Source organism: Streptomyces sp. NPDC005393, assembly GCF_040606675.1.
Lineage (GTDB): Bacteria > Actinomycetota > Actinomycetes > Streptomycetales > Streptomycetaceae > Streptomyces.
Genome location: NZ_JBEXFG010000010.1, coordinates 143,201 through 156,363 on the forward strand (window position 1 = coordinate 143,201; position 13,163 = coordinate 156,363).

At 69.3% G+C, this 13,163-nt stretch carries 14 protein-coding genes and 2 pseudogenes; 9 read left to right on the forward strand and 7 right to left on the reverse strand.

All coding sequences use genetic code 11. The annotated features are described in order from the left end of the window. The first annotated feature begins 125 nt into the window (after window positions 1–125). The 3 genes from ABZS71_RS12310 (at window position 126) to ABZS71_RS12320 (ending at window position 3,636) form a co-directional block, all read left to right on the forward strand. On the forward strand, window positions 126–1,358 hold the full coding sequence (locus ABZS71_RS12310; protein WP_356209256.1) for a cysteine desulfurase-like protein: 1,233 nt from the start codon (window positions 126–128) through the stop codon (window positions 1,356–1,358). 162 nt (window positions 1,359–1,520) lie between these two features. Continuing rightward, window positions 1,521–2,120, forward strand: coding sequence for a hypothetical protein (locus ABZS71_RS12315; protein ID WP_356209258.1), 600 nt, complete (start codon window positions 1,521–1,523; stop codon window positions 2,118–2,120). Window positions 2,121–2,439: 319 nt separating this feature from the next. Continuing rightward, the gene (locus ABZS71_RS12320) at window positions 2,440–3,636 is read left to right on the forward strand and encodes an acyltransferase (RefSeq protein WP_356209260.1); all 1,197 of its coding nucleotides are present in this window, start codon (window positions 2,440–2,442) and stop codon (window positions 3,634–3,636) included. Window positions 3,637–3,669: 33 nt separating this feature from the next. Here the strand turns inward: ABZS71_RS12320 and ABZS71_RS12325 are convergent. Then, window positions 3,670–3,858, reverse strand: a pseudogene (locus tag ABZS71_RS12325) (IS5/IS1182 family transposase); the annotation flags it as partial. 202 nt (window positions 3,859–4,060) lie between these two features. Between ABZS71_RS12325 and ABZS71_RS12330 the strand changes: the two are divergent. The 4 genes and pseudogenes from ABZS71_RS12330 to ABZS71_RS12345 form a co-directional block, all read left to right on the forward strand. Next, a complete protein-coding gene (locus ABZS71_RS12330) occupies window positions 4,061–4,423 on the forward strand; it encodes a DUF2267 domain-containing protein (protein WP_356209262.1) in 363 nt (120 codons plus the stop codon). A 455-nt stretch (window positions 4,424–4,878) separates the two neighbouring features. Next, window positions 4,879–5,379, forward strand: a complete 501-nt coding sequence (locus ABZS71_RS12335) for a hypothetical protein (protein ID WP_356209264.1) — start codon at window positions 4,879–4,881, stop codon at window positions 5,377–5,379. Between the two features lie 906 nt (window positions 5,380–6,285). Then, a complete protein-coding gene (locus ABZS71_RS12340; protein WP_355860304.1) occupies window positions 6,286–6,648 on the forward strand; it encodes a DUF2267 domain-containing protein in 363 nt (120 codons plus the stop codon). 596 nt (window positions 6,649–7,244) lie between these two features. Then, a pseudogene (locus ABZS71_RS12345) lies at window positions 7,245–7,555 on the forward strand (IS5/IS1182 family transposase); the annotation flags it as partial. Here ABZS71_RS12345 and ABZS71_RS12350 read toward each other — a convergent pair. The 4 genes from ABZS71_RS12350 to ABZS71_RS12365 all read right to left on the reverse strand — a co-directional run bounded on the left by ABZS71_RS12350 (window position 7,554) and on the right by ABZS71_RS12365 (window position 10,547). Continuing rightward, window positions 7,554–8,111: a GNAT family protein gene (locus tag ABZS71_RS12350; RefSeq protein ID WP_356209266.1), complete on the reverse strand. Its 558-nt coding sequence runs from the start codon at window positions 8,109–8,111 to the stop codon at window positions 7,554–7,556. The pseudogene ABZS71_RS12345 and the gene ABZS71_RS12350 sit on opposite strands and share 2 nt — an antisense overlap. Window positions 8,112–8,384: 273 nt before the next feature. After that, complete coding sequence (locus ABZS71_RS12355; protein WP_356209268.1) at window positions 8,385–9,266, reverse strand: fructosamine kinase family protein; 882 nt, start codon at window positions 9,264–9,266, stop codon at window positions 8,385–8,387. After that, window positions 9,263–9,727: a low molecular weight protein-tyrosine-phosphatase gene (locus tag ABZS71_RS12360; RefSeq protein WP_356209285.1), complete on the reverse strand. Its 465-nt coding sequence runs from the start codon at window positions 9,725–9,727 to the stop codon at window positions 9,263–9,265. Before ABZS71_RS12360 ends, ABZS71_RS12355 begins: the two co-directional genes overlap by 4 nt. Window positions 9,728–9,926: 199 nt before the next feature. Further along, on the reverse strand, window positions 9,927–10,547 hold the full coding sequence (locus ABZS71_RS12365; protein ID WP_355860298.1) for an L-threonylcarbamoyladenylate synthase: 621 nt from the start codon (window positions 10,545–10,547) through the stop codon (window positions 9,927–9,929). 181 nt (window positions 10,548–10,728) lie between these two features. Between ABZS71_RS12365 and ABZS71_RS12370 the strand changes: the two genes are divergently transcribed. Continuing rightward, window positions 10,729–11,127, forward strand: coding sequence for an AMP-binding protein (locus ABZS71_RS12370; RefSeq protein ID WP_356209270.1), 399 nt, complete (start codon window positions 10,729–10,731; stop codon window positions 11,125–11,127). Window positions 11,128–11,166: 39 nt separating this feature from the next. Further along, window positions 11,167–12,009 (forward strand): AMP-binding protein, encoded by an 843-nt coding sequence (locus ABZS71_RS12375; protein ID WP_356209273.1) that lies wholly within the window; start codon window positions 11,167–11,169, stop codon window positions 12,007–12,009. A gap of 158 nt (window positions 12,010–12,167) precedes the next feature. Here the strand turns inward: ABZS71_RS12375 and ABZS71_RS12380 are convergent, their stop codons facing one another. Beyond that, window positions 12,168–12,602, reverse strand: coding sequence for a hypothetical protein (locus ABZS71_RS12380; protein ID WP_356209288.1), 435 nt, complete (start codon window positions 12,600–12,602; stop codon window positions 12,168–12,170). Continuing rightward, window positions 12,505–13,053: a serine hydrolase domain-containing protein gene (locus tag ABZS71_RS12385; protein ID WP_356209275.1), complete on the reverse strand. Its 549-nt coding sequence runs from the start codon at window positions 13,051–13,053 to the stop codon at window positions 12,505–12,507. The genes ABZS71_RS12380 and ABZS71_RS12385 overlap by 98 nt, the downstream gene beginning before the upstream one ends. Between the last annotated feature and the right edge of the window lie 110 nt (window positions 13,054–13,163).

A 13,163-nucleotide genomic window follows, 5' to 3' on the forward strand; every position in this document is an offset into this window, starting at 1 on the left:
TACGTACCGGCGCCTGCGTAGGATCTCCCTGATCACCAGTCCATATGTTCGATCCCGGAGCGATCTCCCACCGCATCCGCCAGTCGCGGCACCGTGAATCGACCCCTCTCTGCAAGGAGTTGCCCGTGACCTACGACATCACCGCCCTCCGCGCGCAGTTCCCCGCCCTGAAGGCCGGTTCGGCACACTTCGACGGCCCGGGCGGCACGCAGACACCCCTCCCCGTCATCGAGGCGATCACCGACGCACTGGCCAACCCCCTCGCCAACCGGGGCCACGGCACCGCGGGAGAGCGCAACGCCGAGGCGATCGTCACGCAGACCCGGCAGGCCCTGGCGGATCTGCTCGGCGCCGACCCGACCGCGATCGTCCTCGGACGCAGCGCCACCCAGCTCACCTACGACTTCTCCCGCACCCTCGCCAAGACCTGGGCGCCGGGCGACGAGATCGTGGTGTCCCGCCTGGACCACGACTCCAACATCCGCCCCTGGATCCAGGCCGCGACACACGCCGGCGCCACCGTGCGATGGGCCGACTTCGACCCCACGACCGGCGAGCTGACCCCCGACGACATCGGCGCGGTCCTCAGCGACCGCACCCGGCTGGTCGCGCTCACCGCCGCCTCCAACCTGATCGGCACACGCCCGGCCATCCCGGAGATCTCCCGGCTGGTCCACCAATGGGGCGCCCTGCTCTACGTCGACGGCGTGCACTACACCGCCCACGCCCACGTCGACATCGCACAGCTCGGAGCGGACTTCTTCACCTGCTCCCCGTACAAGTTCCTCGGTCCCCACCTCGGCGTCCTGGCGAGCCGCCCCGACCTCCTGGAGACCCTGGCCCCGGACAAGCTGCTCCCCTCGACCAACGCGGTCCCCGAGCGCTTCGAATTCGGCACTCTGCCCTACGAACTCCTCGCCGGTACCCGCGCCGCCGTCGACTTCCTCGCGGACCTGGCACCCAAGGCGCAGGGCGGCGGCCGCCGGGAGCGGCTGGCATCGGCTTACGCGGAGCTCGAACAGCGCGAGGTCGCCCTACGGCGGCGCATCGAAGAGGGTCTGGCCTCCTTCGAGGCGGTCACGATCCACTCCCGGGCGGCGCACCGCACCCCGACCCTGCTCCTCACCATCGAGGGGCACGACACCACCGACGCCTACCGTCACCTGGCGGCCCGTGGCGTCGACGCGCCGTCCGGCTCCTTCTACGCGCTGGAGGCATCCCGCCGGCTGGGCCTCGGCGACACCGGAGGACTCCGTGCCGGCCTGGCCCCCTACAACAGCGCCGAGGACGTCGACCGGTTGCTGGAGGGCCTGTCGGACTTCCTGCGCGGGCCCGCCCAGCGCCCCCGGAGCTCCTGACCCCGGCGGACGGCCGTGGCGCCCCCCTTCGTAGGTGGCCGATCCAGGGCGCCGGACGTCTCATCGAAGCCGAACGCCCCGCCGTCCACCGCCAGGCCGTCACCGCCTTCCTCACCGCCCCCCCGATCCCACCGGGCGCTGCGGAGCTGACACGCTTCCTCCATGGACCGCACAGAAGTACTGCTGATCGCAGGGCGCGCCGGTGTCGGCAAGACGACGGTGGGATGGGAGGTCTCCGCCCAGCTCCGTGCCGCGGCGGTGGACCACGCCGTCGTCGAGGGCGACTACATGGGCCGGATCCACCCCGCACCGCCGGACGACCCACACCGCTCGCAGATCACCGAGCGAAATCTGACGGCCGTGTGGGCCAACTACGCCGCCCTCGGCTGCCGTCGCCTCGTCTATACGAACACCGTGAGCGTATTGCCCGAGGCGATCGGCATGGTCGAGCGCGCCATGGGGCCGGATGTGCGGACCATACGGGTCCTGCTCACCGCCTCCGACGCCACGGCCGGGGAGCGGCTGGCGGGCCGGGAACTCGGCTCCGAGCTGGAAGGAGAGCTCGTAAGCAGCGCACGCAAGGCGCGGCTCCTGGACGAGCGGGCGCCCGCGGACGCGCTGCGGGTGGCGACCGACGGCCGGCTGATCGTGGACATCGCGCAGGAGGTGGTGGCCGCGACCGGCTGGGCCGTCGGCGGTCCGAACGGGCCCGATCACCGCCTCCCCAACCCTCTCGGCCGCGGCCGAACCCCGCACCCCTGACAACTCGGCCCCAAGACGACGGCCCAGACGCCTATAAGGCCCTCATGGCCTGGTTCACAACCGTACGCACCTACCGGTAGCGTGAGAAAAGCGTGCCGTCGCTCATGAATTCCCGGCTCCGAACCGGCACTGTGGATCAGGCAAAGGCCATTCCCGGCGGGTGTGTGCTGCTCTGGAACGCATGCTCGAATAACGCCGCTCGCCATTACCTCTGGCGATATCGTTTCGTCAAGATGTTCCCCCGGCATCGCACTGGCCCGAAGACCTCATTCCGTGCAGGCTCATTCAGTACCATTCCCCCTCGCACGGAAGGCTCCCCATGGTCAGCGCCTTACCGCGTCCCGATCGTCTTCCCTCACTGACCGGCTACCGCTTTCTGCTGGCCTGCACGGTGCTATTCGGGCATCTCCTGACCCTGGAAAGGCTCTACGAAGACCCGGACATCTATAAAGCGGCCGATGCCTCCTCCATGGCAAGCGCCGGAGCCGTATCCTCCTTCTTCATGCTCAGCGGCTTCGTACTCGCCTGGAACGCACGCCCGGACGACACCGCCCGCCGCTTCTGGCGACGCCGGTTCGTCAAGATCTTCCCCAATCACGCGGTCGCCTGGGCCCTGATGATGGCCCTGCTCATGGGGACCAGTACCGCCGCACTGCTTCCCCTGCCGGACCCGACCCTCAGCCAGGCGGTCAAAAACCTGCTGCTCGTGCACACCTGGCTTCCCCACATGGCGGACTTCTCCAGCGTCAACCCGGTGACCTGGTCCATCTCCTGTGAGGCGTTCTTCTACCTCCTCTTCCCCTTTCTCATCCGGCCCGTGCGCGCCCTGCCCACCCGGCTGATCCGGCTCGTGATCGCTGCGGTCGCCGCGCTCGTCCTGGCCATGCCCACCCTCGCCGCGTTCGTCACCGACGAAGCCGGCATCGGCAACTGGTCGCCCCTGTCCATGGACCGCTGGTGGCTGATCTACTTCTTCCCTCCGGTGCGGCTGCTCGAGTTCGTCCTCGGCCTCCTGCTGGCCCGCGCCGTCCTGACGGGCCGCTGGCCCGCGCTACGGATGCGGTGGCCCCTGCTCGTCCTCGCCACCGTCTTCGCGGCACAGCCCAAGCTGCCCCACGAGTACGTCTGGGGCGCCGCGACCTGCCTCCCCCTCGCCGCCCTGATCCCGGCGATCGCCACCCGCGACCTCGACCGACGCCCCCTCTGGCTCAGCCGCCGCGGCCTGGTCCTGCTGGGCGAGGCGTCCTTCGCGCTGTACATGATCCATTTTCCGATCCTGTACGCGATCCGGGCGCTGCTCGGCTCGCGCACCTACGACACGGTGACGGCCACACTGCTCTCCCTGGGCGTCGCGGCGTTGTGTGTGCTCGCCTCACTGCTGCTGTGGCGCACCGTCGAAACGCCGGTGATGCGCCGCTTCTCCCGCCCCCGCCCCCGCCCGGCCGAAGCGCCCACCGCCGAGCCGGCGGATGAGAGCGAGGCGGCAAAGGTACGGCAACAAGACCCCCTGCACTGAACCCGCCCGCGCTAGCCGCAGGGCGTCGCCCCCACCCGGTGTGATCAACAGGGCCAGCGGGCGGCGTCCGCCTTCCCCGACGAGGTGGACCTCGCCAGGTCAGTCCGCCGGGAGCGTCCGGGGTGCCTTGTCGCTCCAGCCGAGGCGGACTTCCGCGTCGGCGCCGGTCCGGACGGCCCAGGTGCCGTCCGCTGACCAGCGTCTGTGACGCCCACGTACGGTTGCCGCCTGGCGCGGCGGCGAGGAACACCACAGCGCCAGGCGCGTCCGTCCTCGCTCCGCAGTTCCTGCCCCGAAATCACCCGGATGGCCGGTGGGCGTACGGACGATAGGGGCTTGCCTGATCGTTACGATCTGTCGACTTATGTATCCGCTCGGGAAGTACGCCGCGGGTACTCAGGCAACGTTTCGATGAGGAGTCGCCATGGAGTATGACGAGTTCATCCGGCTCGTCGCTCAGCGGGCCCACGTGCCGGAGGGTCAGGCGGCGCCGCTGACCCGTGCCACGATGCTGACGCTCGCGGAGAGGATTACGGGCGGCGAAGCACGTGATCTGGCAGCAGTCCTTCCTCCGGAAGTCGCCCCGCCGCTGGTCCCGCCGGAGGACGTGGCTCAGAAATTCGGCGTGGACGAATTCGTGCGGCGTGTGAGCGAACGTGCGAACACCGACGAGACGGTGGCGCGCCGCGCGGTTCGGGCGGTGTTCATGACGCTGCAGCAGGCAGTTCCGGGCAAGGAGTTCCAGGACGTCATGGATCAGTTGCCGAACGAGTTCCAGGACATCTAGGTTCTTTCCGGCCGAACGCCGCATCAGGTCCGAGGTCGCGGCGGATGCCCAGGTGAGACCCGGCTGGGGTATCGCGGCCGGCCAGGCGCCCGTCTGCACAAGGGAACACGCGGCGGACGGCCACCTGGCTTCCACAAGGAGCGGTACAAAAATGCAACTCCGTCGAACGGGCCATCAACAAGCTGAAGCATTACCGGGCCGAGGCCACTCGCTACGACAAGCGCGGTAACGTATTTCTCGGCACGATCGCCGCCGCAGTCACGGTCATCTGGCTCCGCTTATGCAGCGTTCGGCCGGACAGAACCAGCCCGTAGTGCTGCGACGCCGCGGACAGACAGAGTGAGCTGCCCCACGGTGCGACCTTGCCCGCCGCCCGGGCAGAGACAACTCCGTTGCCCGGCCCAGCTCGGTTGGGCAGCAGGGCGCCCATGCGACGCCATGAGTACACCGACCTCATGGCGCTTCGCGCCATGCAGACTCTGGCCGTCCGAACCTTCCCGACAACCGGGTACCGGCACGTCGGCGACCTCGCCTGGAACTGGTGCCTCGCCATCGACCGGCCCAGCCAGTTGCCGACAGCGATCTGGACCCATGACGACCGACCGGTGGCCTGGGGCTGGCTGGAACTCCCCAACAGCCTGATGCTCCAGGTCGACCCTGACCACCCAGAGCTCGCCGACAACGTACTCGCCCGGGCCGAGCGAACAGCGCCCGGCCCGCTGAGCGTGGAGGTCGCCGAAACCGAACCCCACCTGGCCGCCGCGCTCGAGCGACGCGACTCATCCGTACTGTCGACGGCCCGTTCATGGCCTGCCTCGGCCGTCCCCTCACCCATCTGCCGGAGGGGTGCACCATCCGGACTCAGCACGACCATGCCGACGTGGCCGGCCGGGCGTCGGCGCACCGAGCCGCCTTCGGCTCGACCCGGATCACCACCGAACGCCATGTCCGCATGAGGGGAACGTGGCCCTACCAACCCGAGTTCGATCTCATCGTGGCATCCGCCTCCGGCGTCGTCGCCTACTGCCAAGGCTGGTACGACCAGGCCAACGTGAATTGGCGAGTTCTAACCGGTCGGCGCCCACCCCTACCACCGCCGCCTCGGGCCTCCCGCGCGGTCTGCACGGCAGTGCTGCCGCGTTCGCCGACGCGGGAGGCCACCGTGCCATCGTCTACTCCCGCGGCGACAGCGGCTATCCCGCTCCCAAACGGCTCTACGAGTCCATGGGCTTCACCCCTCATACCCGCACGCACACCTACGCATGGCCGAGCCGCACGTCAGCCGCTGCACCGAACAACGGTGGACATGTGACACCTAAATCCCACCGCCGCCATAGACGGCTTGGGCACCAGGACTCTCCGCTCGCAGAACGTGGGCCCAACGAGACACCGGGCCATCGCCAGGGTGCTGGACAGCAGCGCGGGTCGTTGGCTGAACGCGTCCCGGGGACCTGGCCGCCCATGCCCACCTTGCCTCCTGACGCGATGTCATGCAGATGTGGTCCACCCTCCTTAGGTGCGCGCGCGACACCTGGACGACCGGAGGGGCGAGAGACGCGGGACGGCATCGGCGATGCTGCTCCCAGGTGTGGGATTCGGCGGCGTCATGGACACTCCGGGCCACATTCTCGAAGACGACCCACGCGTCGAGCGCCGCCGCTGTTCTCTACCTGCCACCGACCACGGTCTAGCCCGGGCCGGTGTCCGTCGCTGGTCGTCCCACCCTGTCCGCGACCGGCCCGTTGACCAGTCCTTCCCCATAGACCGACCAATTGATCTATTCGTGCGACATGATTCTCTTGGATCTCGTTCTGGCAAGAACGGCATGAATACTTAAGACATTGTCAGGATGAGGAGGCGCCATGGAACAGGACGAGTTCATCCGGCTGGTTGCTGAGAGGGCTCACGTCACCGAGGAGCAGGCCCGTGCGCTGACGCGGGCCACGATGCTGACACTCGGCGAGCGGATCACCGGCGGCCAGGCCCGCGATCTGGCCGACGCACTGCCCCCGGAGATCGCCCCGCCGCTGATCATGCCACAGGAAATGGCGCAAAAGTTCGACCTGGCCGAGTTCGTACGGCGCGTGAGTGAGCGCGCGGGAGTGGACGAGACCACAGCGCGCGACGGAGTGCGGGCGGTGTTCATGACCTTGCGGGACGCCGTTCCCGGCAAGGAATTCCAGGACGCCATGGACCAGCTGCCGAACGAATTCCAGGAGATCTAGCCCCACCCGCGACCGTCAAGGACAGCTCCGAACCGCTGATACGCCGCCCGGAGCTGGGTCAGTGGCGGGCAATGTTCTCCCGGACCAGCGGCGCAGTCCATCCCCCGCCTCGCCAACCGGTTCGAGGAACGCTGACGTCTGGTGACCAGCGTCGTGGGCTTCTCCCGACCCGGTATAGGCCCACGATGACGTCGGCCGAACCTGCCGCGGCAGTGGAAGCCGCCCCAGCGACCAGACCGATCGCCATGAGTACAGCGGCTGACGCCCTTCCGAAGATTCGCCGCATGAATCCCCCTAGCCCGGCGGAAACACCCGGATTTACGATCTTCCGCGCAATTTTATCCGCAGGTGTGTGCGCCGCCAGACTTGGTCCGGTCCCGACAGTCCGTCAGCCACCCAGCGCAGCTGCCGCTGTGGGAGCGGATCGAATCGCTGCTACCGAAGCGGGAGCGCCGGTTTTCGCTACCCGGGCTACAACGAAGCCGGCGGCTACCGGTAGCGGCACGTGCGTTGGCCACGACCGCTGAACGCGGCCGCGAACCTGGACTGGTCCCGCGCGGTGGTCGACGCCGGTCACGCGCGGGCGGTAAAATCCGGGCCCGTCGCCGGTCGACCAGGGCCGGTCCGGCTCGAAGCACCGCCTGATCATCGGCGGCCGCGTCGGCCACCCACGGCGCAAGCCGGTCTCGTTGTTCGCCGACCGCGCTACGGTCACGACATCTACCGCGACCGGCTGCGGGCACGGGGCATCATCCCGACCATCGTGCGTCGCGGCAGCGGCCTGGGCACCTACCGTTAAGTCGTAGAGCCGGGTTTCGCCTGGCCGCACGGCTTCAGGCGCCTGCGCATCCGCTGGGAACGACGCCCCGACACCCAAGAAGCCTTGGTCAAGCTGGTCTGCTGCCTCACTCCTGCCTGCCCGCCCGCCACTCCGGCGCAAGCACCGACCATACCTCCATGTCATGCCGCTTTCCCCGGTACGGGTAGCTCTCCCGCAGCACGCCGTCTTTCGTCATCCCCAGGCGCCGGGCCACGGCGATGCTGGCCTCATTCGCCGCCGCGACCAGCCACTCCACGCGGTGGATGCCCCGTTCCTCAATGGCCCAGTCGATGATCACGCGCGCGGCCCTGGTCACCAGACCCTTGCCCACTGCCGACGGCTCCAGCCAGCAGCCCGCCTCGGCGTTGCCGTGCTCGACGTCCATCGTCCGGAAGAGGACTCCGCCGACCAGCTTGCCGTCCGTCCAGATGCCGTAGATCCGTCCGGCGTCGGCCGCGGCCTTCTCCGCGTACGCCTGGAGGAACGAGCGGCTCGACTCGAGGTCCGTGACGACGTCCGGTAGCGCGACGTGTTGCCCGATGAACTCCCGTCCTCGGTCCATGTGAGTCAGAAACTCCTCGGCCCGCCACGGCTCGAGCGGACGAAGCTCCGCGCCGTCGTCACCCAGGGATATCGCGTACATCGATGCCCTCCGCCGTCGAAACCAGCACACACTGCGACGGGATCTTCCCACGGCGGTGTCACGGGCGACTGCGGCGGCGCGGCTCGCCGGCGGTCCGGTGTCCCTGGCCGGGTGCTCCCTGTAGATGCCGGGCAGCACGTACAGGATCCGCATCTCCCCGTGATGAAGATTGCGGCGGTATATCCGGGGGAGATGTGCGCATCAATGAACGCGCCGGGCAGGGCGAGGTGCCGCACCCGGCGGTGCGCACCGCACGCACATCCGTCCCATCGGTCACCCCGCCAGGGCCGCCCGGGCGACCGCGAGTGCCTGTTCGGCGTAGCCGCGGCCGAACAGCACCGCGTGCACCAGCAGCGGGAAGAGCTGGTGCAGCCCGATACGCTCCGCCCAGCCGTCGGCGAGCGGCGCCACTTCCTGGTAGCCGTCCAGCACCCGGTCCAGGTGCGGGCAGCCGAACAGGTGGAGCATCGCCAGGTCGGTCTCCCGGTGTCCGCCGTGCGCGGCCGGGTCGATCAGCCAGGGGTGCCCGTCGGCGCCCCACAGGACGTTCCCGTTCCACAGGTCGCCGTGCAGCCGGGCGGGCGGCTCGGCAGGGCCCGCCAGCTCGGGCAGCCGCTCGCAGACGCGTTCGACCACGGCCGCCTCGGCGGGGCGCACCGTGCCGTCGTCGACCGCGCGGCGCAGGTAGGGCAGCACCCGGTGCTCGGCGTACCAGCGCGGCCAGTCGGTGCCGGGGACGTTGCGCATCGGGGCGAGCCCGATGTATGCGTCCTGGGGGCCGCCGGGCGGCGGGGCGCCGAACGCGGGCGCGCCGGCGGCGTGCAGGGCGGCCAGGGCGCGGCCAAACCGGGCCGCTGCCCGGGCGCTCGGCCGGCCGGCCGGGACGGCGTCGGTCACCAGCCAGTGCAGGTCGTGGCCGTGTACCGCCGGGACGCGGACCGTGTCGGTGCCGGCCAGCCAGCGCAGCCCTGCCGCCTCGGCCGGTACCGCGCCAGGGTCCACGCCGCGCTTGACCATCACCACCTGCCCGCCGTCGAGGGTGACTTCGGCGAATGTTCCGGACAGCGGACGCTCACCGGTCACCGGGCGGCCGGTGAGGCGGGCCGCTGCGGCACCCGGGCCTTCGCCGGTCCCGGCCGCCGGACGGGCGGTCATGGGCCTGGGTGCTCGCGTACCCAGGCCAGCAGGCCGGGCATCGCGGCTTCGATCATGGCCAGCACCTCACCGAATCCCTCCGGGCCGCCGTAGTACGGGTCGGGCACGTCCAAGTCGATGATCGCCTCCGGGTCGAAGGACCGCAGCAGCCGGACCCGGGACGGGTCGTCGACCAGCCGGCGCAGCGCCTTCTCGTGACCGCGGTCCATCGCCAGGAACAGATCGGCGTCCAGATGCTCGGCACCGACCTGGGCCGCGACGTGCTCGACCGGGTAGCCGTGCCGGGCCAGCAGCTCGCCGGCCCGCTCATCGATGGGTGCGCCGACGTGCCAGGGGCCGATGCCGGCGCTGCTGACCCGTACCGCGCCGTCGAGTCTCGTCCGGCGCAGGTGCTCGGCGAAGACCAGCGCGGCAGACGGCGACCGGCAGATGTTCCCGCTGCAGACGAAGCAGATGTGCACGGCCACCAGGGTACGGCCGTGCTCCGCGGCGCCGCGGGGACGGGCCCGCTGCAGACGGTGGAGGACATGCGAGCGCACGACGAGTGCGCCCCCCGCACGATTACGACAGCGATCAGTCCATCCGGGCATAGGAGGCGGTCCAGGCCGCCCCGCAGCGCCTGCGGTTACGTCCGGATACGGGGTGATGCCATCGGCGCGGCTACTCGAACTGTGCGGTGTCGCCTGCCCCCCGGCGTACGATCTCGGCTTCGCCGCCGGAGAAGTCGATGACCGTGGTCGGCTCGGTGCCGCAGTCACCCGAGTCGACCACGGCGTCCACCACGTGGTCGAGCCGTTCCTTGATCTCCCAGCCCTGCGTCATCGGCTCGTCCTCGTCGGGCAGGAGCAGGGTGCTGGAGAGCAGCGGCTCACCGAGGTCGGCGAGCAAGGCCTGAGTAACGACATGGTCAGGAATCCGGACTCCGACCGTCTTTTTCTTCGGGTGCAGCAGCTGGCGCGGCACGTCCTTCGTGGCAGGGAGGATGAAGGTGTAGCTGCCGGGCGTTGCTGCTTTGATCGCGCGGAACACGTCTTTGTCGATGTGCACGAACTGACCCAGCTGCGCGAAGTTCTGGCACACCAGGGTGAAGTGGTGACGATCGTCGAGGTTCCGGATCGACCGGATCCGGCCGATGCCGTCACGATTGCCCAGCTGGCATCCCAGTGCGAAGCAGGAGTCCGTCGGGTAGGCGACGAGGGCGCCGGAGCGGATCCTGTCAGCCACATTGCTGATGGTGCGCTGCTGAGGATTTTCGGGGTGCACGTCGAAATACTTCGCCATCCGCCGAGCCTACGTGATCAGGACACCCCACTCAGGTGACCAGGACTGCCGCCGGGCCGGGAATGCCCTGAGCCGTCGGCCGCTCCGGCCCGCGATGTGCCGGACTGCACTTCGCGCGTCTCGGTGGCGCTGCCACGCTCGGCCGACCTGGTGGTGGCACTGCTGGGGATACTGAGGTCCGGTGCCGGATCTGCCGATCGATCCCCGATATCCCAGCCAGCGGCTGGACTTCCTGCTCTCCGACGCCGCACCCGGACTGGTCCTCACGGACGCCGAGACGGCGCAGACGTTGCCCGCCCATGGTGTTCCCTGTTGCTACCTCCAGGCGCTCGACCTCGAGGACGGCGGCGGGAAGGACACCGACGACGATCCGGTGCGGTCGTTGCGGCCGGATCACCTGGCGTACTTGATGTACACGTCGGGTTCGACGGGAACACCGAAGGGTGTGGCGATCACCCACGCGAATGTGGTCAACGGCGTGTCCCGGCTGGTGGAGATGGCGGGAAGCCGGGGTCGCGTGTGCTGGCCGGGACTTCGATCAATTTCGACGTGTCGGTCTTGGAGGTGTTCGCCGCATTGAGTACCGGTGCCACGGTCGAGGTTGGTCCGCGACGTACTCGTGCTCGGCGAGCGCGGCGGATGGACCGGCAGCGTCGTGCACACGGTCCCCTCGGTGTTCGCCGAGATGCTCGACCAGATTGCGGGGCGCGTCGACGTGGACGTGCTGATGTTCGCCGGCGAGCCGCTGCCCGCGGCGCTGGTGGAGCAGGTACGGAAGGCGATGCCGGGGACGTCGGTGGTCAACGCCTATGGGCAGACGGAGAGCTTCTACGCCACGACGTTCACCGTCCCCTGCGACTGCAACAGCACCGGGAGCGTGCCGATCGGTCGTCCGCTCGGCAACATGCGGGCCTATGTGCTCGGCCCCGGGCTTGCTCCGGTTCCGCCTGGTGCGGCGGGGAAGTTGTATGTCGCGGGATCGATAGGCCGGGGCTACCACGCGCGGCCCGGGTTGACCGCCGAACGGTTCGTGGCCGATCCGTTCGGCCTGGCCGGGGAGCGGATGTACCGCACGGGTGATCTGGCCCGCTGGAACTCGGAAGGGCAATTGGAGCACCTCGGGCGCGCAGACACCCAGATCAAGATACGCGGGATACGCACAGAGCCCGCCGAAATCGAAGCCGTACTGATCAGCCATCCCGGCGTCGCCCATGCCGCGATAGCCGTCCGGCCTGGGCGAGGCTCCAGCGGCAGCCGACTCGTCGCCTACCTCGTCCCTGCCGAATCGAGTACCGAGGAACCCGGTACCGATCTCGACCCGAGGAAACTACGCCGGTTCGTTGCCGACCGGCTTCCCGACCTCATGATCCCGTCGGCCTTCGTCGTCCTCGACCGGCTCCCATTGGGCCCCAATGGAAAGCTCGACCGAGAGGGACTGCCGGAACCTCGGCAAAGCCGTTGAGTAACCGGAACCTCGGACTCCTCTTGCGGTTGGCAGCCCCCACCGCACAGCTCGGAGCACATGTCCTGCGCTCTTACCGAGCGCGTGCCACCTCGCTGCAGTTCGGTGACGGCCGCCTCCACGTGATCACTCCCGTCTTCGGGTTCCAGGCGATGCCGTCAGGCGGTCTTCGGCGACACCCGCATGCCGAAGTAGACGTAGGGCGTGTCGTCCGGAAGCGTCCCGAACACCAGCGGCAGCCACGGCGCGCTGGCGGCGCCGACACCCGGCATGGCGAGCACCGTGTCGGACACCGGCACCAGGTCGGCCTCTATCGGCGGTGCGTATTCGGCCATCCTGTCGGTCAGCTCCACCCGCACATGCGGCACACCGTCCCGCTCGTCGATCGTGAGGCGCACGCCTTCGCGTTCGTACGTGCCCGCGAGCGGGGCGACATCGACCGGCCGCGGTTCCGCAGCGGGAGCGAAGGCGTCGGGCATCCGCACCCCGGCGAGCTCACCGAACAGCTCCTGGAACAGGTCGACGAACAGACCGGTCGCATCGCCACCATTGGTCAGTAGCTGCGGCGGCGACGCCGCTGCCAGGCACGACACGCAGGTACGAGAACTGCCCGAGCGCGGCGCCGTCGTGACCGTAGCCGGCGACACCGTCCCAGTCGTACTGCGCCCACCCGTGACCCCATCCGTCCGCCATGAACGCCCATCCGTCCAGGCAGTCGACGACGCGTCGCCGCATCGTCGCCGCCGACTCGGCGGACAGCACGCGCGTGCCGTCGGGCGCGGTACCGCCGTCGAGATGCATCCGCGCGAAGCGGACAACGTCGGCGGCAGTGACGAGGACGCGCCCGTACGGCCCGGCCGAGCGCGGCAACACGTCCCACACGGGCGCCGGCTCAGGCTCGTGTCCCAGCTCGCCGACATGGCTCATCGCCACCCGGAACCGCGGCGCCTCCTCCGGCAAGGTCATCGAATGGTCGAGACCGAGCGGCGCCAGCAACCGGTCGCGCAACGCGTCGTCCCAGGTCTGACCGGTAACCACCTTCACGATTCGGCCGAGAATCGGCTAGCCGGTGACTTCGCACATGGGGTTTTAGGTCTCCAGCCAGCGGGGTCTGGTTTCGTCGATGCCGAGGAGTTCGAGCAGGTGTGCTTGGA

What these genes read in the sequence shown, in the direction of transcription:
- ABZS71_RS12315 (WP_356209258.1), top strand. Translation starts at nt 1,521, where the DNA reads ATGGACCGCACAGAAGTACTGCTGATCGCAGGGCGCGCCGGTGTCGGC.
- ABZS71_RS12320 (WP_356209260.1), top strand. Translation starts at nt 2,440, where the DNA reads ATGGTCAGCGCCTTACCGCGTCCCGATCGTCTTCCCTCACTGACCGGC.
- ABZS71_RS12330 (WP_356209262.1), top strand. Translation starts at nt 4,061, where the DNA reads ATGGAGTATGACGAGTTCATCCGGCTCGTCGCTCAGCGGGCCCACGTG.
- ABZS71_RS12335 (WP_356209264.1), top strand. Translation starts at nt 4,879, where the DNA reads ATGGCGCTTCGCGCCATGCAGACTCTGGCCGTCCGAACCTTCCCGACA.
- ABZS71_RS12340 (WP_355860304.1), top strand. Translation starts at nt 6,286, where the DNA reads ATGGAACAGGACGAGTTCATCCGGCTGGTTGCTGAGAGGGCTCACGTC.
- ABZS71_RS12350 (WP_356209266.1), bottom strand. Translation starts at nt 8,111, where the DNA reads ATGTACGCGATATCCCTGGGTGACGACGGCGCGGAGCTTCGTCCGCTC.
- ABZS71_RS12355 (WP_356209268.1), bottom strand. Translation starts at nt 9,266, where the DNA reads ATGACCGCCCGTCCGGCGGCCGGGACCGGCGAAGGCCCGGGTGCCGCA.
- ABZS71_RS12365 (WP_355860298.1), bottom strand. Translation starts at nt 10,547, where the DNA reads ATGGCGAAGTATTTCGACGTGCACCCCGAAAATCCTCAGCAGCGCACC.